26 protein-coding genes are annotated in these 24,059 nt (G+C 64.8%); 16 read left to right on the top strand and 10 right to left on the bottom strand.

The genetic code is table 11. The features are described 5' to 3' along the window. Window positions 1-164: 164 nt before the first annotated feature. Together VN706_25040 and VN706_25045 are read left to right on the top strand one after the other, a co-directional pair. Window positions 165-692, top strand: coding sequence for a DUF192 domain-containing protein (locus VN706_25040; GenBank protein HXT18916.1), 528 nt, complete (start codon window positions 165-167; stop codon window positions 690-692). A 34-nt stretch (window positions 693-726) separates the two neighbouring features. After that, window positions 727-2,451: an amidohydrolase gene (locus VN706_25045; protein HXT18917.1), complete on the top strand. Its 1,725-nt coding sequence runs from the start codon at window positions 727-729 to the stop codon at window positions 2,449-2,451. A 39-nt stretch (window positions 2,452-2,490) separates the two neighbouring features. Here VN706_25045 and VN706_25050 read toward each other — a convergent pair whose 3' ends face one another. Continuing rightward, window positions 2,491-3,237 carry a hypothetical protein gene (locus VN706_25050; protein ID HXT18918.1) on the bottom strand — a complete coding sequence of 249 codons (747 nt, stop codon included), beginning with the start codon at window positions 3,235-3,237 and terminating at the stop codon, window positions 2,491-2,493. 196 nt (window positions 3,238-3,433) lie between these two features. On the opposite strand from VN706_25050, the gene VN706_25055 reads away from it, so the two are divergent. The 4 genes from VN706_25055 to VN706_25070 are packed head-to-tail and all read left to right on the top strand — an operon-like array spanning window position 3,434 to window position 6,185. Then, window positions 3,434-3,937 (top strand): DinB family protein, encoded by a 504-nt coding sequence (locus VN706_25055; protein HXT18919.1) that lies wholly within the window; start codon window positions 3,434-3,436, stop codon window positions 3,935-3,937. After that, entirely contained in the window at window positions 3,937-4,785 is an 849-nt protein-coding gene (locus VN706_25060; protein ID HXT18920.1) for a class I SAM-dependent methyltransferase, read from the top strand. The genes VN706_25055 and VN706_25060 overlap by 1 nt, the downstream gene beginning before the upstream one ends. Window positions 4,786-4,801: 16 nt before the next feature. Then, window positions 4,802-5,677, top strand: a complete 876-nt coding sequence (locus VN706_25065) for a hypothetical protein (protein HXT18921.1) — start codon at window positions 4,802-4,804, stop codon at window positions 5,675-5,677. Continuing rightward, the gene (locus VN706_25070; protein ID HXT18922.1) at window positions 5,670-6,185 is read left to right on the top strand and encodes a DUF4375 domain-containing protein; all 516 of its coding nucleotides are present in this window, start codon (window positions 5,670-5,672) and stop codon (window positions 6,183-6,185) included. The genes VN706_25065 and VN706_25070 overlap by 8 nt, the downstream gene beginning before the upstream one ends. 3 nt (window positions 6,186-6,188) lie before the next feature. Here VN706_25070 and moeB read toward each other — a convergent pair whose 3' ends face one another. Further along, window positions 6,189-7,343: a molybdopterin-synthase adenylyltransferase MoeB gene (gene moeB / locus VN706_25075; protein HXT18923.1), complete on the bottom strand. Its 1,155-nt coding sequence runs from the start codon at window positions 7,341-7,343 to the stop codon at window positions 6,189-6,191. A gap of 83 nt (window positions 7,344-7,426) precedes the next feature. On the opposite strand from moeB, the gene VN706_25080 reads away from it, so the two are divergent. Both VN706_25080 and VN706_25085 read left to right on the top strand, forming a co-directional pair. Further along, window positions 7,427-7,789 (top strand): hypothetical protein, encoded by a 363-nt coding sequence (locus VN706_25080; protein ID HXT18924.1) that lies wholly within the window; start codon window positions 7,427-7,429, stop codon window positions 7,787-7,789. Between the two features lie 12 nt (window positions 7,790-7,801). After that, window positions 7,802-8,191 (top strand): DUF488 family protein, encoded by a 390-nt coding sequence (locus tag VN706_25085; GenBank protein ID HXT18925.1) that lies wholly within the window; start codon window positions 7,802-7,804, stop codon window positions 8,189-8,191. 13 nt (window positions 8,192-8,204) lie between these two features. Here the strand turns inward: VN706_25085 and VN706_25090 are convergent, their stop codons facing one another. After that, entirely contained in the window at window positions 8,205-9,167 is a 963-nt protein-coding gene (locus tag VN706_25090) for a hypothetical protein (GenBank protein ID HXT18926.1), read from the bottom strand. Here VN706_25090 and VN706_25095 point away from each other — a divergent pair. Both VN706_25095 and VN706_25100 read left to right on the top strand, forming a co-directional pair. Beyond that, the gene (locus VN706_25095; GenBank protein ID HXT18927.1) at window positions 9,166-10,488 is read left to right on the top strand and encodes a M20/M25/M40 family metallo-hydrolase; all 1,323 of its coding nucleotides are present in this window, start codon (window positions 9,166-9,168) and stop codon (window positions 10,486-10,488) included. The two genes, VN706_25090 and VN706_25095, sit on opposite strands and share 2 nt — an antisense overlap. A gap of 7 nt (window positions 10,489-10,495) precedes the next feature. Then, the gene (locus VN706_25100) at window positions 10,496-10,807 is read left to right on the top strand and encodes a hypothetical protein (GenBank protein ID HXT18928.1); all 312 of its coding nucleotides are present in this window, start codon (window positions 10,496-10,498) and stop codon (window positions 10,805-10,807) included. Between the two features lie 35 nt (window positions 10,808-10,842). Here VN706_25100 and VN706_25105 read toward each other — a convergent pair whose 3' ends face one another. Both VN706_25105 and VN706_25110 read right to left on the bottom strand, forming a co-directional pair. After that, complete coding sequence (locus VN706_25105; protein HXT18929.1) at window positions 10,843-12,441, bottom strand: ATP-dependent DNA ligase; 1,599 nt, start codon at window positions 12,439-12,441, stop codon at window positions 10,843-10,845. Further along, window positions 12,438-13,469, bottom strand: a complete 1,032-nt coding sequence (locus VN706_25110; GenBank protein ID HXT18930.1) for a ligase-associated DNA damage response exonuclease — start codon at window positions 13,467-13,469, stop codon at window positions 12,438-12,440. The genes VN706_25105 and VN706_25110 overlap by 4 nt, the downstream gene beginning before the upstream one ends. 165 nt (window positions 13,470-13,634) lie before the next feature. Between VN706_25110 and VN706_25115 the strand changes: the two genes are divergently transcribed. From VN706_25115 to VN706_25135, 5 genes are read left to right on the top strand one after another with little or no spacing between them, the layout of a single operon-like run. Then, a complete protein-coding gene (locus VN706_25115) occupies window positions 13,635-16,055 on the top strand; it encodes a prolyl oligopeptidase family serine peptidase (GenBank protein ID HXT18931.1) in 2,421 nt (806 codons plus the stop codon). 7 nt (window positions 16,056-16,062) lie between these two features. Further along, the gene (locus VN706_25120) at window positions 16,063-16,566 is read left to right on the top strand and encodes a hypothetical protein (protein HXT18932.1); all 504 of its coding nucleotides are present in this window, start codon (window positions 16,063-16,065) and stop codon (window positions 16,564-16,566) included. After that, entirely contained in the window at window positions 16,559-17,083 is a 525-nt protein-coding gene (locus tag VN706_25125; protein ID HXT18933.1) for a hypothetical protein, read from the top strand. The genes VN706_25120 and VN706_25125 overlap by 8 nt, the downstream gene beginning before the upstream one ends. Window positions 17,084-17,091: 8 nt before the next feature. Then, window positions 17,092-17,325: a hypothetical protein gene (locus tag VN706_25130; protein HXT18934.1), complete on the top strand. Its 234-nt coding sequence runs from the start codon at window positions 17,092-17,094 to the stop codon at window positions 17,323-17,325. Continuing rightward, window positions 17,322-17,792, top strand: a complete 471-nt coding sequence (locus VN706_25135; protein HXT18935.1) for an NUDIX domain-containing protein — start codon at window positions 17,322-17,324, stop codon at window positions 17,790-17,792. The genes VN706_25130 and VN706_25135 overlap by 4 nt, the downstream gene beginning before the upstream one ends. Window positions 17,793-17,914: 122 nt before the next feature. Here VN706_25135 and VN706_25140 read toward each other — a convergent pair whose 3' ends face one another. From VN706_25140 to VN706_25160, 5 genes are read right to left on the bottom strand one after another with little or no spacing between them, the layout of a single operon-like run. Then, window positions 17,915-18,283, bottom strand: coding sequence for a hypothetical protein (locus VN706_25140; protein ID HXT18936.1), 369 nt, complete (start codon window positions 18,281-18,283; stop codon window positions 17,915-17,917). Between the two features lie 2 nt (window positions 18,284-18,285). Then, window positions 18,286-19,092: a hypothetical protein gene (locus tag VN706_25145; GenBank protein HXT18937.1), complete on the bottom strand. Its 807-nt coding sequence runs from the start codon at window positions 19,090-19,092 to the stop codon at window positions 18,286-18,288. After that, on the bottom strand, window positions 19,046-19,582 hold the full coding sequence (locus VN706_25150; GenBank protein ID HXT18938.1) for a DinB family protein: 537 nt from the start codon (window positions 19,580-19,582) through the stop codon (window positions 19,046-19,048). Before VN706_25150 ends, VN706_25145 begins: the two co-directional genes overlap by 47 nt. After that, the gene (locus VN706_25155) at window positions 19,579-20,994 is read right to left on the bottom strand and encodes an MFS transporter (protein HXT18939.1); all 1,416 of its coding nucleotides are present in this window, start codon (window positions 20,992-20,994) and stop codon (window positions 19,579-19,581) included. The genes VN706_25150 and VN706_25155 overlap by 4 nt, the downstream gene beginning before the upstream one ends. Beyond that, window positions 20,994-22,181 carry an NAD-dependent epimerase/dehydratase family protein gene (locus VN706_25160; GenBank protein ID HXT18940.1) on the bottom strand — a complete coding sequence of 396 codons (1,188 nt, stop codon included), beginning with the start codon at window positions 22,179-22,181 and terminating at the stop codon, window positions 20,994-20,996. Before VN706_25160 ends, VN706_25155 begins: the two co-directional genes overlap by 1 nt. A gap of 160 nt (window positions 22,182-22,341) precedes the next feature. Here VN706_25160 and ggt point away from each other — a divergent pair, with 160 nt between their 5' ends. Beyond that, the gene (gene ggt, locus VN706_25165) at window positions 22,342-24,057 is read left to right on the top strand and encodes a gamma-glutamyltransferase (GenBank protein ID HXT18941.1); all 1,716 of its coding nucleotides are present in this window, start codon (window positions 22,342-22,344) and stop codon (window positions 24,055-24,057) included. Window positions 24,058-24,059: the final 2 nt, after the last annotated feature.

Here is a 24,059-nt window from a genome sequence, read left to right on the forward strand (position 1 = left end):
GTGCCATGCCCGCCGTTCCCACATCGAAGAGCGTGTCATTTCTCCTATGAAAACGCCTTCGAGACACAACTCGGCGTGATATCGCGGGAACTTATTTTTTGTAGTAAAGCACTGCGATGCCGCCTCGATTCACTACATCGACTCAATGATCATTGGGAGCGCGCATGTTCCTGCCTCGTGTATTTGCATCGATGCTCGTTATCTCGTTGTTCTGTGCGGCATGTCACGAAAAAACGGCCGCGGACGACGATCAGGGCGATCAACACGTCGTCACGTATGACTCGACGACGATTCGACTGACGACCGGGCGCGACACGCTTCCGCTGCGCGTGCAACTCGCGATGAGCGACACGCAGCACACGATGGGATTGATGCAGCGGCATCACCTGGATGAGAATGCGGGAATGCTGTTCGCGTTCGACTCGACGCAGTCGGCCGACGCGGGCTTCTGGATGTTTCGCACACTGCTTCCGCTCGACATCGCGTACATCGATTCAGCGGGAGTCATTCGCGCCATTCGCGCCATGACGCCATGCACGGCGATGTTGATCCAGGGCTGCCCTCCGTACCCGCCCGGCGTTCCGTACCGCTACGCGCTCGAGGTGAACGGCGGCTACTTCCAGCGCCACAATCTGGGTGTCGGTGCACTGGTGCTGATTCCCGACCTATCGCCGTTTCATCGCGCGAAGTAGGATCGAGCACACCGCGTTACGGGGAGAGAGAGCGATGACCGACCGCCAGACGCGCCGAGAGTTCATGGGCCTGACCGCGACTGGGGTCGTGGGTGTGCTCGCGCACTCGCGAAGGCACGATGTGAGATCGACGCTCGCGCGACTGCTCGAGCGGACCGTCGATCCCGATCTCGTCGTGCTCAACGCGAAAGTCTACACGATGGACGCTGCCGCTCCGCGCGCGGACGCATTCGCGGTGAGCGGTGGACGATTCGTCGCGCTGGGGAAGACGAGCGACATCAAAGCGCTCGCCGGCAAGCGCACGCAGACACTCGACGCGAAGGGAATGACCGTGGTGCCAGGATTCGCCGACTGCCACAACCACGCGGGCGGCACCCTGCTGCTGTACGAGGTGCTCGTCGGCAATCCGTTCGAGGTGGAGTTCGTCACGATCGACAGCATCGTCGAGAAGTTGCGGGCACGCGCGGCGACGACGCCCGCCGGCACGTGGGTCAACGGCTACTTCTTCGACGACACGAAGCTCAAGGACAATCGTCCGCTCACGCGACACGATCTCGATCGGGTCTCGAGCGAGCACCCCGTGGCCGTTCGTCATCGCGGCGGACATACCACCTTCTACAACAGCAAGGCGTTGGAGTTGGCGGGGATCACTCGTGACACGCCGAATCCCGCGGGCGGGACGTTCGACCGCGACGCGACCGGCGACCTCACGGGCCGAGTGACCGACCGTGCGCGGGCCGCGCTCGACCGCGTTGGCCGCGCTCCGTCGTACTCGCCCGACGAGCGCGCGCAGCGGGAGCGCGACGGCCTATCACATATCTCTAAACAATTCGTGCGCTACGGCCTCACGACCGTGCATCATGAGGGCGGCGACCTGACGGCGTTGCAGGAGGTGCGCGATCGTGGCGAGCTGCTGCACCGGGTCAGCTACGAAGCGAGCGGGCGCGTGCTCGACGCAATGGTCTCCAGCGGCATCCGGTCGGGATTCGGCGACGACTGGATCAAGTTCGGCGCCACCTCCGAGCATACGGTGGATGGATCGTTTTCGGAACGCACGATGGCGCTGAGCAAGCCGTACCCGGGCACGAGCTACACCGGGAACGTGACCGAAACGCAAGCCGACCTCAACGCGTGGGTCGAGCGCATGCATCGCGCCGGCATTCAAGTGAACTGTCACGCGAACGGCGACGTCGCCATCGAGATGTACCTGACCGCGTTCGAGCGGGCGCAACAGTTGGCGCCGCGCGCCGACGCGCGGCCTAAGATCACGCACTGCACGCTGATCAACGACGACCTGGTTCGGCGCATCAAGGCGCTCGGGGCCGTACCCGCGATGTTCACGACGTATGCGTACTACAACAGCGACAAGTTCGTCTACTATGGCGAGGAGCTGATGACGCGCAGCATGGCGTATCGCACCATGCTCGACGCCGGCATCCACGCCGCCGCGGGCTCCGACTTTCAGCCGGGACCCTTCGCCCCGCTGATGGGCATGCAAGGCATGGTCACGCGCACCGGCTGGGATCGAAAGACGTGGGGAGCGAACCAGCGCATCACGGTGGACGAAGCGCTCGCCGTCAACACGATCAACGGCGCCTATGCGTCGCACGAGGAAGCGCTCAAGGGATCGATCACGCCCGGCAAGCTCGCGGACTTCGTGCTGCTCGCGGACGATCCGCACACGGTGAAGGCGGATCGGATCAAGGACATTACGATCGTGCGCACCGTCGTGGACGGAAAAACGGTGTACCAGGCCTGAGCCGGTACACCGTTTTTCAAGACAGCCGCGGCTCTTTCCTTACCGCGGGTTGTTCGTGCTCTGATAGTGGCCGGGATTGTACGTGATGCCGAACAGGTAGCGAACGGAGGTCATCCAGAAACGCGTTCCCGTCGCGATGTTGGCCGGACCGCTCTGTGAGAACGCGACCATGTTCGTGCGCATCGCGGCGATGCCGGTAGAAAGCGCGATCGTATTCGTGAGCGTATACTCGAAGCCACCACCCGCAACGGCGCCGACACCGCGGCTATACCGGGCCTCCTGCGCGAACTGCGACGAATTTCCGACGGGATCGATGACGCTCCCCGCTTCGAGCGGTGCACTGTACACGTCGTACATTCGGAGGTAGGCGCCGCGCAGATCGAGATACGGACGAATCTCGGCGTCGAGGCCGAGCGGTTTGTATCTACCGCCAATCTCCGCTGTCGTCAGGATCGGTCCGCCCAGGGGCGAGTACGTAAGATCCACCGTGGCGGACGATCGGTCGCTGACGCGATAATCAGCATGCGTGCCTGAGCCGAGGGTCGAGTAGCGCGACAGCGTCCCGACGCCCGTGGGCACCATCATGCTGCTGACCATCGTGTACGCTTCGCCCGACCAACGGGAGCGCTGATACGCCAACGCCCGTGCAACCGGCTCCGCGGTGGGTTCAGGCTCTGACCGAGGCTGAGGCTGTGCCGGTCTGACACGCGGCAGTGGAATGCGCTGCGCTCCGAGCGCGAGAGGCAGTGTCAGCAGCGCCGCGGCAAGGGCGGTACAAGTGCGCATAGGGTACCTCGGTGACGACGTTCCGTTCGCGGCGGGATTGTCGTGGGGGCGAGCCGGCTCCGCGAACACGTTCACTCTGATGTGTCATCAAAGAAATAGCAAGAGGGTCGATGTTTCGGCCCAGATACAACCGCTTGATCCGTCCTGTACATTTTCACATTCGAGCGCGCGAGCGTGCCCCCGTTGGAGGATTCGCATGGCCGAAACGGAGTGGTGGCAGCGCGGCCCAATCGACGGTGTACCAGCCGTCCTGCAGCCGGTCGCGCACATTCTACTACAGGTTCGCGAGAGCGTTCACGAGATGGTCGGTGGCCTGACCGACGACCAATGGAACGCGCGTCCAGCAGGCGTCGCCTCGGCAGCGTTCCATGTCCGCCACATGGCCGGGGTGATCGACCGGCTGTTCACGTACGCGCGCGGCGAGGGATTGTCCGCCGAGCAGTTCGCGGCGATTCAACGCGAACGTGAACCGCTCGCCGCGGCCGATGTGTCGAATGCACTCGATGCACTGGATGCGCGCGTCGATACGGCCATCGATCAGCTCCGCGCGACCGACGCCGCGACGCTCGGAGATTTTCGCGGCGTTGGTCGCGCGCAACTGCCGTCGACGGTCATCGGCTGTCTCGTGCACGGGGCAGAGCACTCCATGCGCCACGTCGGCCAACTGTCGGTGACCGTCCGCGTCGTGCGAGCTGGTTGATGACCTATAACGCCGATTCCGTTCGACAGTACTTCGACACGTTCGCGGATCGCGAGTGGCTGCGACTCGAGTCCACTGTGCAGGGACGAACCAACTATGCCGTGCACAAACGGTTTCTCGACGAGTACGCGCGACCCGGCATGCGCGTGCTCGACATCGGCTCGGGCCCAGGCCGCTTCGCCATCGACCTCGCCCTGCTCGGCGCCGACGTCACGGTCGCCGACTTGTCGCCGGTGCAGCTCGAACTCGCGCGCGCACGATTCGCCGAGCGCGGCGTGCTCGACAAGATTGCCGCTGTGCGCGAGCTCGATGTGACGAATCTCGAATCAATCGACGACGCGTCGTATGATCTCATCGTGTGTTACGGCGGTGTGCTTTCGTACACGCGCGACCGACACCCGGTGGCTTTACGAGAGTTGGCGCGTGTCGTGCGACCGGGCGGTGTCGTGCTGCTCAGCGTCATCTCGTTGTATGGAACATTGCGCCTGGTAGGTCCGCTCGACGCGGCCAAAGTGCTGGACGAATTCGATCTGCACATGGACCTGGCGGCGGTGCTCGGCGGCGCGGATGTCATCTACACGCGCGAACGCAGCGCCGAGTTCCATCATCCGATCGCGCTGTTCACTTCGCGCGGGCTGCGGTCGGCGATCGAAGATGCCGGCCTGGCAGTGGAGAAGTTGGCGTCGGCCAACCCGCTTTTGCCGCAGTATTCGAGAGTGCCGAACATCGAGGTGAACGCGCATGCCGCGGACCGTCTGCGCGATCTGGAAGTCGCGGTGTGCGACAATCCGGGGCTAGTCGATGCCGGAGGGCACATGATCGCCGTAGCGCGTCGCCCGGTCCCGTGATGGATTCTCTCGCGGCATGAGCATCGAGCCGAGCGCGCGGGAGATCGAACGCGTCGAGGGTGAGGCCTGGACGAAGCTGTTGTTCGCCACGCCGAACAAGTTTCGCGAACGACACGGTATTCAGGTGCATCGCGGCGGAGCGGTGGTGACGCTGCTCGCGTCGCGCGCCGACGTCGCGACGATCAACCGAACGATCGGCCTGGGCCTCGAGCAACCATTGACCGACGACGAGCTCCGACGTGTGACGGCGTCGTATGTCGACGCCGGCGTGCCGCGCTGGTTGATCGAGTGGACTCCCGGGGCGCAGCCTTCCGACGTTGCGGAGCTGCTCAGTCGTTACGGCGGCACGCTGCGTTCACCGACGGTGAAGTTCTGGCGCGCGATCGGCGACGATTTGCCGAATGCCGAGACTCCGCTCGACATCGTGGAAATCGACGCATCGCACGCCGCCGAATTTCAGGCGACGGTCGCGCCGCCGCTCGGCGTGCCATCCGACATTTCACCGATGATCGCTTCGGCGGTCGGCGACGACGGATGGCACTATTATCTCGCGCGCGACGGCGACAGAGCGGTAGCCGGCGCCGCGATGTTCGTTCACGGCCGCGCCGCGTGGATGGGCATCGCGGGCACCGCAGCCGATGCGCGGGGCCGCGGCGCGCAGTCGGCGCTCATCGCTCGGCGCGTGCGTGACGCAGGACGCCTTGGATGCGATTGGGTCAGTGCCGACACGTCGGTCGATACCGCGGAACGACCGAACCCATCATACCGCAACATGCAACGAGCGGGACTGCGTCCGTTGTATCATCGAGCGAAGTATCTCTTTGAGCTCACTTCCGCGAAATCGCTGCTTGCCGCGCGAAGCATTCAGCACCAGACGAATGAACATGAATAGCCCGTGGCCCGACCCGAAGTTCGCCGTATTGACACCTGAGCTCCTGTCGTCGCTTTCGGCGGACGACGTCGCGAGCGCAATCGTGCAACACGTCGAGCTGCGGCTCATTGCGCCAGGCATCAGCCGTGATGCGATCGTCAGCTTGCTGCCGCCGGGCACCGCCGCGATCTACACCACGTGGCTCGTGGACGTCGAGGTGAACAACGGCGGCTTCAATCAGTTCTTTTTCAATCCGTACGGTAAACTCGCCGGAAACGCGCTTGCCGGATACGAGCTCATTGGCGCCGAGGAGTACGCGTCGGTCATGCGCGCCGCGATCGCGACGCACGAGAGCGAACGCGCGCGCATACTGCCACACTACGAAGAGCACACCGCGCAATCGTTTCGCGATTCATATCGCGTCACCGAGCTCGGCGAGGTGGATCAGCGATACTATTCGCTCGGCGATCGGATCTACGACATCTGGGCCGCGTTCGCACACGCACGGCCCGAACTGATCGTCGGCTGACTTCTAGTATTTCGGCACGGCCGGATCGACGTCGTCGCTCCAGCGCAGAATGCCGCCGGCGAGATTGCTGACGCGGAAACCGGCCGCGCGAAGCTGGCGCGCGGCGTCGGCGCTGCGCATGCCGCTGCGGCAGTACACGACGAGCTCGCGTGAGTTGTCCAGCGATGACATCTCGGTGGGAATGCGGCCGAGGGGAATCAGTCGCGCCGTCGGAAGGTGCGCGATGTTCCATTCATAGGGTTCGCGCACGTCGATCAAGTCGAAGTCGTCGTGCTGCTCCAACCGCGTCGCGAGCTCGCGCGGCGAGATCTCGGGAATGTCGTTCGCTGCCACCGTCGCTCCATGCGGTGTTCCGCAGAATTCGTCGTAGTCGATGAGTGCGTCAATGGTGCGCAGACCGCAGGCCGGACATTCCGGATCGCGCGGCACTTTCACCGAATGAAAGCGCATGGTCATGGTGTCGATCAGCAACAACCGCCCCGCGAGCGATTCGCCAATACCAAGAATGATCTTCAGGGTTTCCGTCGCTTGAATGGTGCCGACCAGGCCGGGCAGCACGCCGAGCACGCCGCCTTCCGCGCAGCTTGGCACGAGGCCCGGTGGTGGCGGCGTCGGAAAAAGACAGCGATAGCACGGACCGTCGGTGGTCGCGAACACCGACGCCTGACCCTCGAAGCGGAAAATCGAGCCGTACACGTTCGGCTTGCCGAGCATCACGCACGCGTCGTTGGTGAGATAGCGCGTCGCAAAGTTGTCGGTGCCGTCCACGATGATGTCGTATTGCTCGAAGATCTCCAGGGCGTTGGCCGACGTCAGCCGCGTCTCGTGCGTCCGCACGTCGACGTTCGGATTGAGATCGGCAATGCGGGCGCGCGCCGACTCGAGCTTGGGCTTGCCGACGTACGAAACCCCGTGCAGCACCTGTCGCTGCAGGTTCGTCATGTCGACGACGTCGAAGTCGACCAGGCCGAGCGTTCCGACGCCCGCGGCCGCGAGATATAATGCCGCCGGCGAACCGAGCCCACCCGCTCCGACGAGCAGCACGCGCGCCGCCTTGATCTTCCGCTGGCCGTCGAGCGCGACGTCGGGCAGGATCAGATGGCGGCTGTATCGCAACAGCTCGTCGCGCGACAGCGTGGGAAGCTCACCCGGACTCATGAGAAAAAAGATACGCCGGTGACTCCCGCCGCGCGCGCTGCGGCGCAATCATACGGGATGCCCATTGCCGAGGACCATCTTTGATGAGTCATGCCAAGACCCGGCTTGTCGCCCTGGTCGGACCGCTGAACGGCGAGCGCCACGTCGTCCAGACCACGGATCATCCGCTCGATCCCGATCGCATGCTGCCAATGCCGGATGTCGTCCTTCTGGTGTCCGAGGACGCGACCAGCACGATGCTCTTTCGGTACACCGCGCACGGAGAATTCGGCGGCGACACCCTGCATGGCAGCGTCCGCGAAGCGCAGGAGCAGGCCGCGGACGAATATGAGGACGCGCTCATGGGATGGGAGCCCGTCCCCGACGACGTTGGCGATGCGCATCTCTTCGCCATCCGCTACGCGCACGATCGCCTGAACGATCGCGGCGACTGGAACGGCGAGTAGCGAGCGCGCATCGTGGCCATTCGAATCGTTCGCCTTGGCAGTCCGCGCGAGCCCGGTGAGGGATTGCGGATAGGCACCGTGCGCCGGCCGCCCCGCGGCGTGAAAAAAGCGGACTACGCGCGACGCGACTACTTCGATCTCTGGTTTCCCGACTTGGCGCCGAGCGCGGCCGTTGTTTCCTCTGCGATGTCGGAGCCTTGGACTCCTGCTCGATGGAAAGCCTTCGCGCGCCGGTACCGGGCCGAGATGAAGAAACCGGAAAAGCAGCGTCTCCTCGAGCTTCTCGCCGAACTGTCGAAGCAGACGGACTTCTCCGTCGGGTGCTACTGCGAGGATGAATCACTGTGCCATCGGTCGCTCCTCGCTGAGCTGCTCGAGGAAGCCGGCGCCGACGTGAAGTGAACGGGACAGCGAGCTACGGCAGCGGACAGTTCGCGATGTGCAGCGGAACGCCGTGCCCTTCACTCGAGAACACGAACCGTCCATCATTCCGCGCCCAGCTCACGCCTTCGCCTTGTGGTTCACCAAGCGGGGCAATGTCGCAGACACTGGCGCCGACGGCGTGATTCACCCGCCCCGTGAGTGAATCCGTCGCGAAAATGTAGAGCTCACCGTACGTCCGCACGGCGAGATGCTTCGCGTCGAAGGAGAGCGAGGCATCGGTGATCGTGCGCAGCGGCGTGGACCCGGGAACGATAGGTAGACTGTCTACACGTTCGGCCACGACACGGTTCCGCTGAGTCCATACGCTCGCCGGCAAGCGGTACACGAGCGCGGGACGCAGATGCAGCGTGCGGGCACGCTCCGGCCGCTTCGTGATCAGAAACGTGTCGCCGTTCGGCGCGACGTACATTGCCTCGACGTCGTGCTTGCCGTCGGGATACGTATACGACACGCTGTCCGGCGACAGCGCTCCAGTGAAGCTCGAATCCCTCGGCTCCGCCTCAGCGACGCGGTAGATCGTGCGCGACGAGTGAAAGCTTTCGTTGTCGCCAACGTCGCCGATATAGACGCAGCGCGGCCGCGCATCGTTCGCGCATCGGCCGATGGACGCCGCCTCCCAATCCACGTTCGTCGCGCCCGCGATGCGCCATACCCCGCGATCCGCACCGGTGGTGTCGAGCGCGAACAAGAGCGGTTCATTTCCAGAATCGTTCACGGTGTACAGCACACCGGGATACTGCGCGCTCATCACGGCCGCCGAGTTCTCGACGAGATCGGGCCGTGCTCGCGTCGGCACCGTGACGATGTCTCTCAACGTCGAAAGATTCGCGCGAACGCGGTCGGCCGGCGCGGCGTCTTTGGCACACGCCACGCCCACGAGAAGCGCCGCCAATCCCAAGCGCCATGCGACGCCGCGAAATAGATTCCGATCCATGTCCATGCTCATTCAACGATACGCGCTCCTCGGCGCATTCGTTCTCGGCGCCGCGCCTGCCGACGCCCGCGGGCAAGCACTCTCGACCGCGGAACGCGCCGTCGCGACGTCGGTCGATGCGCATAACACCGAGGCGCTTGCCCTGCTCGAGCGCATCGTGAACATCAACAGCGGCACGATGAATTTCGCCGGCGTTCGGCAGGTCGCCGACGTGCTGCGCTCGCGCTTCGACTCACTCGGCTTTCGTACGCGGTGGGTTGATGGCGCCGCGTTTCATCGCGCCGGCCATCTCGTCGCCGAACACCCAGGGCCCGGCCCAAAGATTCTGCTGATCGGCCATCTCGACACCGTCTTCGAGCCGAGCAGTCCCTTTCAACGCTTCCAGCGGCTGAACGATTCAACCGCGCGCGGCCCGGGCGTCATCGACATGAAGGGCGGCGACGTCATCATCCTCTACGCCTTGAAGGCGCTCAAGGATGCGGGCACGCTCGATCGAATGAATGTGACGGTGGTGTTCGACGGTGACGAAGAGGATTCTGGCACGCCGACCGCCGAAGCGCGCCGTACGCTGGTCGACGCCGCGGAGGGAGCGACCGTTGCGCTTGGCTTCGAGGACGGCGCCGCCGATCCCCGCACCGCCGTCATTTCGCGCCGCAGCGCGGGTTCCTGGACGGTGCGCACGACCGGGCACCCGGCGCATTCATCACAGATTTTTAAACCCGAGGTCGGCGCCGGCGCGGTGTACGAGGCGTCGCGGATCGTGCATGAGTTCTACACCCGGCTGTCGAACGAGCCGTATCTCACGTTCAATCCGGGCATGATCGTCGGCGGCACGCTCGTGGACGTGGACACGGACGGCACCGTCGGAAAAGCGTCGGGCAAACGCAACGTCGTCGCCGAGCATGCGGTGGTGACGGGTGATTTGCGGACGCTGTCGCCCGAGCAATTGGCCAAGGCGCAGAGCACGATGCGGGACGTCGTCTCACACCACCTTCCGTTGACCAACGCGGACATCTCGTTCGACGAAGGCTACCCGCCGATGGCGCCCACCGATGGCAATCGCCGCCTGCTCGCCATGTATGACAAGGCAAGCCGCGATCTCGGATTCGGCGGCGTAGAGGCGGTCGACCCCTCGCGCGCGGGAGCGGCAGACGTGTCGTTCGTTGCGCACGTCGTTCCGATGTTGATCGACGGCATCGGGCTGTCGGGCCACGACGACCACACCGAGAGCGAGACCGCGGATCTGCGCTGGCTCGGGCCGCAGACGAAGCGCGCGGCACTGCTGATGTATCGACTCACGAATATGCCGCCCCGGACGTGAACGGGAAATGAATCTCGTTCAACTGCTACTGCCGCTGTTCGACAATGAAGGAAAGCGACAACCCGAGGAACTGTTTCGTCGCGTGCGAGGCGAGCTGACCGAACGATTCGGCGGTTTGACGGAGCACACCCGAGCGCCGGCGCATGGTCTCTGGCAAGACGACGATACAGGCCGCACGAACCAGGACGACATCGTCGTTTACGAGGTGATGGTCGACGACATCGACCGTGACTGGTGGCGACGCTATCGCAACGACCTCGAAGGCGCGTTCCGCCAAAAGGAGCTCGTGATTCGCGCCCAACCGCTCGACCTGTTGTAGCCGGTTCGCCGAGCATCACGCGTGATCACACGCGATCACGCATGATCCGGTGCATGCATCAGATTACGCAACGTCGCCACGCTGTCCGCCTCATCCGGATTTTTGTCGGTGCGCCATCTGAGAATGCGCGGAAAGCGCACCGCTACGCCCGACTTGTGCCGCGGCGACATCTGAATTCCCTCGAAGCCGAGCTCGAATACCTGCTCCGGTTTCACCGAGCGAACGGGTCCGAACTTCTCGACGGTGTTTCGCCGGATCCACGCGTCGAGCTCGCGAATCTCGGCATCGGTCAGTCCGGAGTACGCCTTCGCGAACGGGACCAGCACGCCGTTGTCCCAGACCGCAAATGTGTAGTCCGTGTGCAGCGACGCGCGCCGGCCGTGCCCTGGCTGCGCATAGATCATGACCGCATCGATCGTGTAGGGCTTCACCTTCCATTTCCACCAGCCGCCTTTTCGCCGGCCAACACCATACGCCGCATCGCGACGCTTCAACATCAGTCCCTCGGCGCACATGGCTCGGGCGCGATCGTACGCGCCACGCGCGTCGCTCCAACTGCCAAGCGTAACGATTGGCGACGACACGAACACGCTCGTCGCGGCTTGCAGCAGCACTTGGTCGAGCCGCTCACGTCGCCACGCCAACGGCTCGCCGCGTACGTCGCGGCCGTCGATCTCGAGCAAATCGTACGCGATGAGAACGACCGGCACTTCACTCAAAATCTTCGGGCCGAGGGTCTTTCGTCCGATACGCCGCTGCAGTTGGGCGAATGGAAGCGGCTGGCCGTCCTTCCACGGCATGATCTCGCCATCCAGCACGGTGCCGTCAGGCAACCACTCCGCCGCGGTCGCGATCTCGGGAAATCGGTCGGTGATCAACTCTTCACCGCGCGACCAGATGAATGTCTCGCTCTTCCGGCGAATGACCTGCGCGCGAATGCCGTCCCACTTCCATTCCGCTTGCCATTCGCCCGGTTCGCCGAGCGCTTCCAGCTCATCGTCGATCGCGTATGCCAGGTAGAACGGATACGGACGCGAGAGATCCGCGTCATCAGTCTCCGTCGCGAACAGCGCTGCGTACGCGGCCGGCGTTGGCTCCCACTTGCCGGCCAGCCGGTGCGCGATCACCGCTTCAGCGACGCCCGTCGCCCGTGACAGCGCGCGGACGACGAGCTGTTGTGATACGCCAACGCGAAATCCGCCCGTGATCAACTTGTTCCAGACGAACCGCTCGGCTCCGCCGAGCTGCCGCCACGCCTGCATGACGCTTTCGCGCTGCTCGTCTTCCGATTGCCGCGCCAACGGTAGCACTCGCTCCTCGATCCATCGATGGAGCGGGACGTCGGATTCGCCGGTCGCGTCGGGCAGCAGCAGCGACATGGTCTCCGCCAGGTCGCCGACCGAGTCATAAGACTCCTCGAATAACCATTCTGGTATACCAGATTCCTCGAGGGCCCACTGCGCCAGCCGCCGCACCGGAATGAGCCGCTTCGGCCGGCCGCCACTCAGGAAATAGACCGCCCACGCCGCATCGGCGGCGGCCGCGGTGCGGAAATACTCCGCCATGGCGTCCACTTTCTCCGTGGTCCGCATGGTCTCGTCGACGGCGGTGTACAGCTGGGCGAAACGCTTCACGCCGGGACATCCTCCCCGGCGAGGTCGAGGGGATCGAGATCTTCTTCGCCCTTCCACAGGCTCGACACCGCGCGCGCGTCGATGCCACGCTCGGTCAGCAATCGCACGAGCGGTTCACGCGTTCCGTGCGTCACCCACACTCGCTCGGCCCCGCTTCCCTCCACGGCCGCGAGCAGCGACGGCCAATCGACGTGATCCGAGAGCACGAATCCACGATCGACCGCGCGGCGCCGGCGCGCACCGCGCACGCGCATCCAGCCAGACGCGAACCCCGTCGAGATTTCACCGAAGCGGCGCAGCCACGTACTACCCGACGCCGACGGCGGTGCGACGATCAAGCTGCCGGCGAAGCCGTGCCCGCGAGGCAGATCGCCGGCATAACGCGTGTTCGCGATTCGAACATCGGCTGCGCGATAATCCGCGTTCAATCGCTCGACGGCGCCGTGCGTGTAGATCGGGCCGATGTCACAGTCAGCGAGGCCGGCGAGCAATCGCTGCGCTTTGCCGAGCGCGTAGCCGAAGAGCACGGACGCGCGGCCGGCGTGCGCGTTCGTCTGCCACCACGCGCGGATCTGATCGAACACTTGCCACTCGGGCGGCCATCGGTAGATCGGCAAGCCGAAGGTGCTTTCGGTAATGAAGGTGTGGCATCGTACGAGCTCGAATGGCGAGCACGTCGGATCCGGATCCGTCTTGTAGTCGCCCGAAACCACCCACACCTCGCCCTGGTGTTCGACGCGCACTTGTGCCGAGCCGAGGATGTGACCCGCCGGATGCAGTGAGACGCGAACGCCGTTGATGTTCACAGCCTCGCCCCATTCCACGGCCTGAATCGGGGACTCGGCGCCAAGTCGTGTGCGAAGCACACCCGCGCCCTCGCGCGAACAGAGGTAGTTCGCCGAGCCCCAACGCGCGTGGTCGCCGTGTGCGTGTGTGATCACCGCGCGAGACACCGGCTCCCACGGATCGACGTAGAAGTCGCCGGCCGAGCAGTAGAGTCCGCGTTCGTTCAGGCGCAGCAGGGTCATCGCCCTTTTGAGGGTGTCAGAGATCGTGCCGTGCTGGACGGCATCGAGCGTTGCCTGGCTAGCGGCGAGCGCGCACGGGACGCAAAATCATGGATGCAACGGTCTGGCTCGCCAGAGCGTTTGCCTGATGACCTTCCAGAGCGTCCCACCTCCTCGAGATTGATCATGTCACGCATTCGTTCGTCCGCCTGCGCGTCGCTCGTTCCACTTGTTGCGCTCGTCGCTGGGGCGGTGCCGGCGGCCGCGCAGAATCACACGCCGTCGCGTCAGGAAGGACCGCAATACCACGCGAAAGCGGCCGCGGTCGCCCCGGAGCGAGTGGCCGGACCGACGCTCGAGCAATTCATGTCGCCGCCGTCGCCGCTCGAGATGGGCGCCGCCAAAAAAGCGGATCGCCTGGCGTGGGTCACGTACGAGCGCGGCATGCGCAACGTGTACACGGCCGTCGCGCCGGCGTACAAGGCGGTGCGCCTCACCAACTTCATGAACGATGACGGCGTCGACGTCAGCTCGGTGAAATTGTCCGACGACGGCTCCGTCGCGATCTTCGTGCGCGGATCCGCGCAGAATCGCGCGGGTTGGGTTGCGAATCCGTCGCACGATCCGGCGGGCCCCGATCGCGCGGTGTGGGCAGCGAAGACCGATGGCAGCGGCGCGTGGCGGCTTGCATCGATCGCCAACACCGAGACGCAGCAAGCCGGCGGATTCGGCGGCCGCGGCGGGAGTGGTCCCGAGCTTTCGCCGGACGGCAAGCATGTTGTCTTCGTGCGGGACGGGCAGATCTTCCATGCACGTGTCGCGAAAGGCGTAACGGCTGGCATCGACACGGGCGGCGTGCCGTTCATCAAGGAGTGGGGTCGTCAGAGCAGTCCGGTGTGGTCGCCCGACGGATCGAAGCTCGCGTTCGTGAGCACGCGCGACAATCACTCGTTCGTCGGCGTGTTCGACATGAAGACGCGTCGCGTCGATTTCGTATCGCCGAGTGTGGACTTTGATACCGCGCCGGTGTGGTCGGCGGATGGGAAGCAGATCGCGTTCATTCGTCGCCCCGGCACGCCGTTCGGGAATCAGGCGCAGCAAGGCGCCGGCGGCATTGGTGGCCCCGCGGGTCCGGCCGCGGCGCGCGGTGGTCGCGGCGGGAACGGAGGCGGTGGACGCGGCGGTCGTGGCGGCTTCGGCCAGGCGAACGACTCGACTCCGCAACGCATCGATGGCCTGTATCGCGCGGCGTTCCCGGGCGGCTACACGTTGTCGTTCATGGTCGCCGACGTCGCGACTGGCAGAGCGCGCGAGTTCTGGCACAATCAGCCGAACGAGCGCGTGTTCAACGCGATCAACGGCATTGAGTGGGCGGGCGATCACGTCGTCTTCACCGCGCAACGTCCGAACGACGAGTGGGATCGCTGGTTCTCTGTCCCGGTGAGCGGCAGCGGATACGCGGAGCCCGTGCTGTTGACGACGACCGACGGCTTGATCAACGACGGCGTCGCCGATCGCACGTTCGTGACGACGACGGTGTCGCGCGATGGCAAGACGTTTTACTACGCGACGAACGCCAAGGACATCGAGAAGCGGCACGTCTGGGCCGTGCCGGTGACGGGCGGTACGCCGCGCCAGATCTCGACCGACGACGGTGTCGAAGTCTCGCCGACGCTGCTCGCCGACGGAAAGTCGATGGCCGTGCTGTACTTCGGCGCGAGTCAACCCGCGTCGGTGGGCATTGTCCCGGTCGACGGCGGTTCGACGAAGATCGTGTATCCGACGGCGGCGATGCTCAAGGATTTCCCGCAGAGCGCGCACGTGACGCCGGAGATCGTGATCACGCACGCCGCCGATGGTTTAGAGATTCATAATCAGCTGTTCCTGCCCAAGGATCTCAAGCCGGGCGAGAAGCGGCCGGCGGTGGTGTTCGTGCACGGCGGGCCGGTGCGGCAGATGCTCCCCGCCTACCACTACATGCAGTTCTATCATTGGGCGTACGCGTACAACGAGTACCTCGCGTCGCAGGGATACATCGTCCTCTCGATCAACTACCGCAGCGGCATCGGCTACGGCAACTCGTTCCGCCGCGCGCCGAACACCGAAGGGCGCGGCAACTCCGAGTATCAGGACGTGCTGGCGGGCGGCAAATACCTGCAGTCACGCCCGGACGTCGATCCGGCCCGCGTCGGCATCTGGGGCCTGTCGTATGGCGGCCTGCTCACCTCGCAGGCTCTCGCGCGCAACTCGGACATTTTCGTGGCGGGCGTGGACATGGCGGGCGTCCACCTCTACGGCAGCTCACTCGATTCGACGAACCTCGCGTATCAGTCGTCATCGGCGGCGCACATCAACACCTGGAAATCGCCGGTGTACCTGGTGCAGGGCGACGACGACCGCAATGTGGATTTCTCGCAGACGATCGGTCTCGTGCAGCTCCTGCGCGCGCACGGCATCTATTATGAGCTCACCGTGAACCCGGACGACACGCACGAGTCGTTGATTCACAGCCGGTGGATCGCCGTCTGGAACCACAGCACGGACTTCCTGCACCGCTTCCTGTGGGAGAAGCAGGCGCCGCCGGTCATGACGACGTCGAACAAGTGATGCTCGAATGAACTCGCCGCTCCGCATCGCCTTCTACTACGCCCTGTTGCTGGCGGTCGTGAGCGTTTTAGTATTACAGTATACGAAACAGGCGATGTTGCCGCGGACGCAAACGCCGGCCGTGTGGGTCGCGGTCGGCGTCTCGCTCGTGTCGGTGGTCGTGCTGCGGTCGGGGTGGATGCGCGGAAACGCATGGAAGAGCGATCAGGCGCGGCTGGGCACGATCGTCAACGACTTCTACGAGCCGCGCCGCGAGGCGCTCTCGAACGGCTTCGCGGTCGCGGGCGGAGTGTTTCTCTCACTCTGGTGGGCCACCGCGACCTGGAGTGTCGTACTCGGCGGCGTGCGACGACACGTGGCGGGACGCGGGCTGGCCGACTTCGAGATCGCCGCCGTCGTCGGTGCGATCACCGGCGGCCTCTTCGGTGCAGTGATCGGACTCGTCGTCGGACACATCTGGGAAACGCGCCACCGCCGCGCGCGACTCGCTCGGAGCGTAGCGAATGCCTGACCTCGTGATCCGAATCAAGAAGAAGACGGATGGCTCCGCCGCGCTGAGCTGCACGCGCGCCGACGGCTCGGTGACGTGGCAGCGGCAGGAAGGCTCGCAGGGCCGCTTCTTTCCGCTCCACGATCTCACGCACTTTGCCGTCGAGTCGACCTTGGGATTTCGCCGCGCGTTTTACGGATTGGTCGCCGAGGGTTGGGACATCGGCTCGTTCGAGGCGAACGGGGTTGCCGCGATTCCCGACGAAGCGCTTCTTGCGGAGTTGATCGTCGGGTTCCTCGACGTCGAGCGCGCCAGTGGTCAGCGGGATTCAGCGGAAGACTTCAACTGGAAGATCGATACGTATTGCAATGAGCACGGGCTGCCGCCAACGACGTTCCGCATGACCGCCGAGCGACTCGACGCCATTCGTCGTCGCCGCGCCGCGCTGTTCGATCGCTGGTCCGCGGTGCCGGCCGGCGAAGCCCTCGAGCTCACGTTCGACCGAACCGGAGACACCAACGCCGCGGTGGGCGCGTAGGAATCGTCATGGACAACGCCGACATTCCTCCGACCCAGCCGAGTGGCGCGCTCGTGCCTCCACCGCGCGGACCGCGCACCGCGGTCGCGACGGCCACGCCCGAACCGCCCAATCGCCACGCGCGCCATCCCGATTCGTGGATTCGCCGCAACGCATTTCAGCAATTCGTCGCGCGCACGCTCGACGCGGTTGACGATTTCGCGGACACCGTCGCGGCCGGACTCGGCCTCCGTCATCGGTGACGGCTCGCGCCGCGGTCAGCGCGGGGCTGTTGCTGTTTCGACGTTCGCACGGCGCGTTGGAGGTGTTTCTCGCGCATCCGGGGGGACCGTTCTGGTCCAAGCGCGACGCGGCGGCTTGGACGATTCCGAAAGGCATCGTCGACGAGGGCGAAGATCTCCTCGACGGAGCACGCCGCGAATTCCGCGAGGAGACGAGCATCGAACCCGCGGGGCCGTTCCTTCCACTCGGCGCGATCAAGCAAAAGGCCGGCAAGACGGTTCACGCCTGGGCCTGGGAAGGCGACGCGGATCCCGATGCGATTCAGAGCAACAGCATGCGCACGGAGTGGCCGCGCGGATCGGGACGGTGGATCGAGTTTCCGGAAGTCGATCGTTGCGCCTGGTTCGATGTGGCGACGGCGCGTGAAAAAATGAACGCCGCGCAAGCCGCGTTCGTGGATCGTCTCGTGGCGCTCGTCGGGGCGTAGGGCGTTCGAGAGGGTACCGCGTTCGGACGTACGAGAGTGTACCGCTCGCCGGGAGACATCCCCGGCCCGGAGCGATCGACTCTGTCCACGGTCATCGACGTGCGAGACTCGCGCGCGCGAGACTAACGCGCGCCTCGACGCTCCCAGTATGACTCGTCGGCGATCAGCACATCGAGCTCGATCGCGCTCGCACCCTCCTCGACCGAATAGTCCGCGATGTGAATCGCCGACGTCGGAATTGGCGCGCCGTTCGCATCCTGCAGCTCGAGCTGCAACGCATCGCGCGCCTTGTAGTAGCGCGCGAGCACCGTTTCATCTCGCGCTGATCCGTCGCGCGGCACCGCGTGCGCGAAGAGTCGAAAGACAGGCTGCACGAGCTCGTAGCCAAGTCCGGGACGAAACGCTCCCCACGCGCGACCGGTGCCGGGCTCGATGTGCTCGAGCTCCGAGTGGCCGACGATGACGCCGTGCAGGCGCAGCGTATGTCGCACGATTATGGTTTTTTGACCCTGGGCGCCACGGTGTTCGTGTCGGTGATGCGGAAGCTGAACTGCTGTTGCACCAGCTGCCGCACCTTGGCCGTGCCGATCTTCGCCGGCGAAAAGCGCATGTAGGGCAACGCTTCACGCACGGACGTCACGAAGTCGTTGTGCGTCGCCTTGAGCACGATGAACGTCGTCGTGTCGGCGAATCCCGTCGTGTCCACCACGTATTGAGCGTCCACGTATCCCTGAATGTGTTGCGCCAGCAACTTGAGTGGATACGCCGGCGCCGCGCTCGATGTCGAGCGCACCGCGGCGGTGTCCACGTCGAGTACCGAATATACGGAGTCCTGCCCCGTCGCCGGCGGACCAGCGCGCGTGGCGACGGTGTCAGTTGCCGTCGTCGCCGTGTCGCGCCCAACGGTTTGATCGGCCGACGTCGGACGCGCCTCGCCCATCATGCGCGCGCCTTCGCCCGTCCCCGGGCCCTCGATTGGCGCCTTCACATACGTCACGCGTTCCGTCTTTTCGCCGCCGGCGGTTGGCGCGCGGTCCGGCGGCGGAATGTAGAAGACGTGATTCGCGATGCTGCCCTGCTCGACGTTCGGCTGCGGCAGCGTCGCGAACACCCAGGCCGTGATCGCCGCGGCGTGAAACACGACGCTGACCACCGCGGCCACGAGCGCGGTGATACGCACCGCGCGCGAGCTCAACCACCAGCGCATCATATGCCCCCCTTCGCCGATGCGCGACGACGACTGCGTGATTCGCTTACGTCCAGTACCGCTCGCGGAGCAGCCCGACGTGATGCCGCTCATGCCCCGCCACGATGTACAACAGCGCCCTCGGCGTAATCTCGGCGCCGTTGGCCGAGCCGCGGCGCGTCAACTCGTCTTCGTCGAGCTGGCGGGCGAGGTGAATCGTCGCGGTGCGGACGACTTGCAGCTCCTCGAGCAAATCATCGAGCGACCGGCGCGAGAAATTCGCATTGGTCACGAACGCGTTCTCGTCGAATCCGGGAAGATTGGTCTGGTCGTTGCGCGCGACGCGCAGTGTGCGATATGCGAATATGCGTTCACAATCCGACAGATGGCCAACCACTTCTTTCATGGTCCACTTGCCGGGTGCGTACGCGAAGTCCGCCCGATCGCCGTGCGCGCGAATCTGCGCGACGGAATCGATGAGCTGCTCGCGCAGCAGGGACAGCAGATCGCCGTCCGGCACCTGCGAGATGTACTTGCCGTAATACGACAAGTATTCGTCGGCTTGCGGACGAAGGATCGCTGTCGTCGAGGTAGTGGTGGTCATAACGGTTGGCGTGAAGGTTCAACGATCCCCGGTCCCGACATCGGCCCCGACATCGGCCCCGACATCGGCCCCGAAGGCGAATACTGCCGAGCGGCATCGCCCGCGGCCAGCTGTGCCTGCCGGCGGCCGAGCCAGACCGCCAGTCCCAGCCAGATCGCCGATATCGGTACGGCGACGAACGAGATGCCGCCCAACCCCAGTCCAAGCGCCGCGAGCCCAGCATAGCTCCACGCGGCGAGCTGATCGCCGCCGCGATAGACGAACGTCTCGATGACGTTCTTCGCCTTATACTTGTCCTCGCGGCGTACTACCGTAAACAATACTTCGACCGCGGGATTCGTCACCGCGAAGTTCATTCCGCGCCGCGCGACGCTGAACACCGCGACCGTCGCGAAGACCGGAAACGCGCCCAGCACGCCGAAGCCGAGCATGCTCACGACGGGCAGAACGGCGAGACCGACCACCAGGCCGAACCAGCGCAGGATGCGTCCCGTGAAGAACAGTTGCGTGATCACGGTGAGCGTTTGCGCCCCCAGCTCGAGGTCCGCCGAAATGGCCGTTCGCGCCGTCATCGTCGTGTAACGATGGCCGACGATGTCGGCCTGCGCGAAATACAGCACCGTGGATCCGAAGACATACAATATCTGGAATATGCAAATTCCAAAGAGATATGGCGAGTGCACCACGTGCGTGAACCCGGCCCACACGCTGCCGCCGATGACCTCGCGGTCGCGCGCGCCGTTCGGCCGAACGTCGTGCGCCGTCGACTCCAGCTTGAACACGGTGATGGTCAGCACCGCCAGCTCGATGAGCACCGCCGACACGAGCAGCATGTTCACCGCGCCGACGAACGGCGCGAGCGAGGCCGTCGCGGCCGACCCGATGATCGATCCCGCCGTTCCGCCGACTCCGATGAATCCGAACACGCGCTTCGCCTGTTCGCTGCGCCATGAGTCGGCCATCAGCGTCCAGAAGATCGACGTATTGAACAACGCATACACCGTGATCCAGACGTAGAACACGCGTCCCATCCAGAGAGCGACGGTCGATCCTTCGCCCGCGGCCACGAAACGCAGCACCACGTAGAACACAAGGAACGACGCCGTAAAAAAGTGATATGAGATCGGAATCACTCGGCGCACGGGCAGGCGCGCGACCAGTCCGGAGAAAAGGGGATTGCAGATGAGCGTGCCGGCGAGCGTCCCCATGAACAACCACGGCAGCTTGGTGACGCCCGACGCCGCGGCGACCGCTTCGCGAATCGGACGCAGCACGAAGTAGCTGCTCAGCAGGAAGAAGAAAAAGAAGAACGAGATCATCATCGGACGCACTTCATCCGCGCGCACGTCCACCGCGCGGCGAAGCAACCGATGCAACCGACCTTCGTGCTGCCCTTCGGTTGCCGATGTCATCACTTCGAGGCCTGCTTCTGCTTCCACGCCGCGAGCACCTGCGCCTCACGCTCCGCGGAAATCCCCGCGATCTTTCCCTGCGACAACGCCTCGAGCTCCGCGGCTGGACGCGTCTTGTTCCAGTCGAGCGTATCCTTCGCGGTGACCGCGAGCGGACGGAACGTCAGACCGGCGGCAATCGCCTTGTCGACGCTCCGTCGCGAAAACCCGGCGCGCTCCGGCGTATCCGGTACGACGACCGGCATGTTCGACCACGGCCGAATGCCCTGCTCCTGCAGAAAGCTCCACGGCACCCATGTGAATTGCGCGCCGGCCGTCGTCACCGCCTTGATGCCGTACAGCATTTCGGCGAGCGACAACGGCTTCGCCGGACCGGTCGCGTTGAACGTTCCGAGCGTGTGGTTTTCCGCGACGCGAATGGTCCATTCGGCGAGATCGCGCGAATCGATGATCTGCACCGGATCGTTCGGCGTGCCCGGCGCGAGCACTTCCCCGCCCTTGTCGATGCGGTACGGCCAGTAGGTGAATCGATCCGACCGATCGAGCGGACCGACGATGAGGCCCGGGCGAATGATCGTGTACATGTCCGCATACTGCCGCGCGACTTCATGCTCGGACTCGGACTTGAGCACGCCGTACATGCGGCCGAAATCCGCCGGCTTCACCGCGTAGAGATCGACGCCTGCCGGCGCCGGCGTCGTGTGATCGCTCTCGTCGACCCACGCGTGGCTGTTGTCGGGATAAACCGAAATGGTCGAAATGAAGATGTAGTGATTCGTGTTCCCTTTCATGTACTGCGCGACGTTGCGCACCCAGGCCGGTGCGGTCGTCGGATTGTCGATCACAACGTCGAACTTCCGGCCCTTGAGCGCGCTGACGTCCGCATTCAAATCACCGATGAGCTGATCGACGCGCCCCTTGAAAAAATCCGGACGCGTGCGGTTGCGATTCAGCAGCGTGACCTTGTGCCCGCGCGCGATCGCATACTCGACCTGCTCGGGCCCCGTGAACCCCGTGCCCCCGAGAATGAGAATGTCGAGCGACTTGGCCGCGCGCTCGATGCTCGGCGCGTCGGCACCCAGGAGTTCCGGCGGCTGCGCCATCGAGATCTTCGGCAGCGTATCGAGGCCAATCGCGCCGGCGGCGACGGCGGAAGCTTTGATGAATGTGCGGCGGTCGGTTGACATGGTTGACGCTGTGATGAGTGGCTCGCTCGCACGTGCGAATGCGAGCGCGAGCGCGAAACGATCGAGTGTCCGAGACAATACTGACGCCTGGTCCAGCGCCTCGACAGTGGCGGCAACTCGCCAGTAAGTTCCCTTACACTCGGCAACCAGAGGCTTCCGAATGCTTCGCCCCCTCGCTCGCGTCACCGCCCTGCTGTGTACAATCTGCGTCGCGGGCGCGGTTGGCGCGCAAACTGACAGCGGAATCGTTTCGTCGAAGCATGGCATGGTCGTGTCGACGTCGGCGCCCGCGTCGGACGTCGGCGCGGCGATCCTCCGCAAAGGCGGCAACGCCATCGACGCCGCGGTGGCCACGGCGTTCGCGCTCGCGGTGACGCACCCGAGCGCCGGGAACATCGGCGGCGGCGGCTTCATGATCGTTCGGCCCGCGAAGGGGGCACCGGTCGCGATCGACTATCGCGAACGCGCACCGTTCAAGTCGACGCAGACGATGTACCTCGACTCGACGGGCAAGATCGTTCGCCAGCGCACGGCAACGGGCTATCTCGCGCCCGGAGTGCCGGGCACGGTTCGCGGTCTGGCCATGGCGCACAAGCGGTACGGCACACTCGCGTGGAAGGACGTCGTGATGCCGGCCGCGGAGCTCGCCGAGCATGGCTTCGAGCTGTCGGAGGCGCTCGCGCGCTCGCTCAATCGCGAAGTCGCCGGCCAGATGGCGCGGTATCCCGCGTCGGTCGCCGCGTATGGCAAACCCGGCGGCGGACCGTGGGCGAAGGGCGATACGCTCGTGTTGAAGGATCTCGCACGAACGCTGCGCGCGATCGCCACGAAAGGGCCGAACGCCTTCTACACCGGTTGGATCGCCGACAGCATTGCCGCGACGATGGCCGAAAACGGCGGGCTGATCACGAAGAAGGATCTCGCCGCATACGAAGCGAAAGCGCGCAAGCCCATCACCGGCACCTTCAACGGCTATGCGTTGATCGGCATGCCGCCGCCGAGCAGCGGCGGCGTGACGATGGTCGAGATGCTGAACATTTTAGAGAACTTGAATATCGCGAAGCTCGGGCCCCAGGCGCCACAGACGCTGCATTACGAAATCGAAGCGATGCGTCGCGGCTATCTCGATCGCGCCCGCTACCTGGGCGATCCGGATTTCGTGAAGGACATGCCGCTCACTCGGCTCATGTCGAAATCGTACGCGAAGTCGCTCGCCCAAACGATCGACCCCAATCACGCGTCGAGCAGCGTCGAGCTGGGCAAGGACATCGTGTCGCAGATCGCGTCGACCGAGCACGATGAGACCACGCAGTTCTCGGTCGTGGACAAGGACGGCAACGCCGTGTCGAACACCTTCACGCTCGAGGGCGGATTCGGTTCGCATGTCGTCGTTCGCGGCACAGGGATGATTCTCAACAACGAGATGGGCGACTTCAACAAGAAGCCCGGCGAGACGAACGTCACGGGCGACATCGGCACGCCGGCGAATCTCATCGCGCCCGGGAAGCGCATGCTCAGCTCGATGAGCCCCACGATTCTGACCAAGAACGGCAAGCTGTTCATGGTGACCGGGTCGCCGGGCGGGCGCACGATCATCAATACGGTCATGGAGATCATCCTCAACGCGACGGCGTTCGACATGAACGTGCGTCAGGCCGTGGATGCGCCCCGCTTCCACCACCAATGGCTGCCCGACGAAGTCACGTTCGAGCGCGGCGCGATTCCGGATTCAACCGCCGAGCGCCTGAAGGCGATGGGTCATGCCGTTCGCTTCGGCGGCGTGCAGGGCGACGGCCATTCGATCATCGTGCGCGACGGCGTCGCGTACGGCGCGAACGACCACCGGAGCCCGGACTCGAAGGTCGCGGTGCCGTAAGG

This window comes from Gemmatimonadaceae bacterium, assembly GCA_035606695.1.
Taxonomy (GTDB): domain Bacteria; phylum Gemmatimonadota; class Gemmatimonadetes; order Gemmatimonadales; family Gemmatimonadaceae; genus JAQBQB01.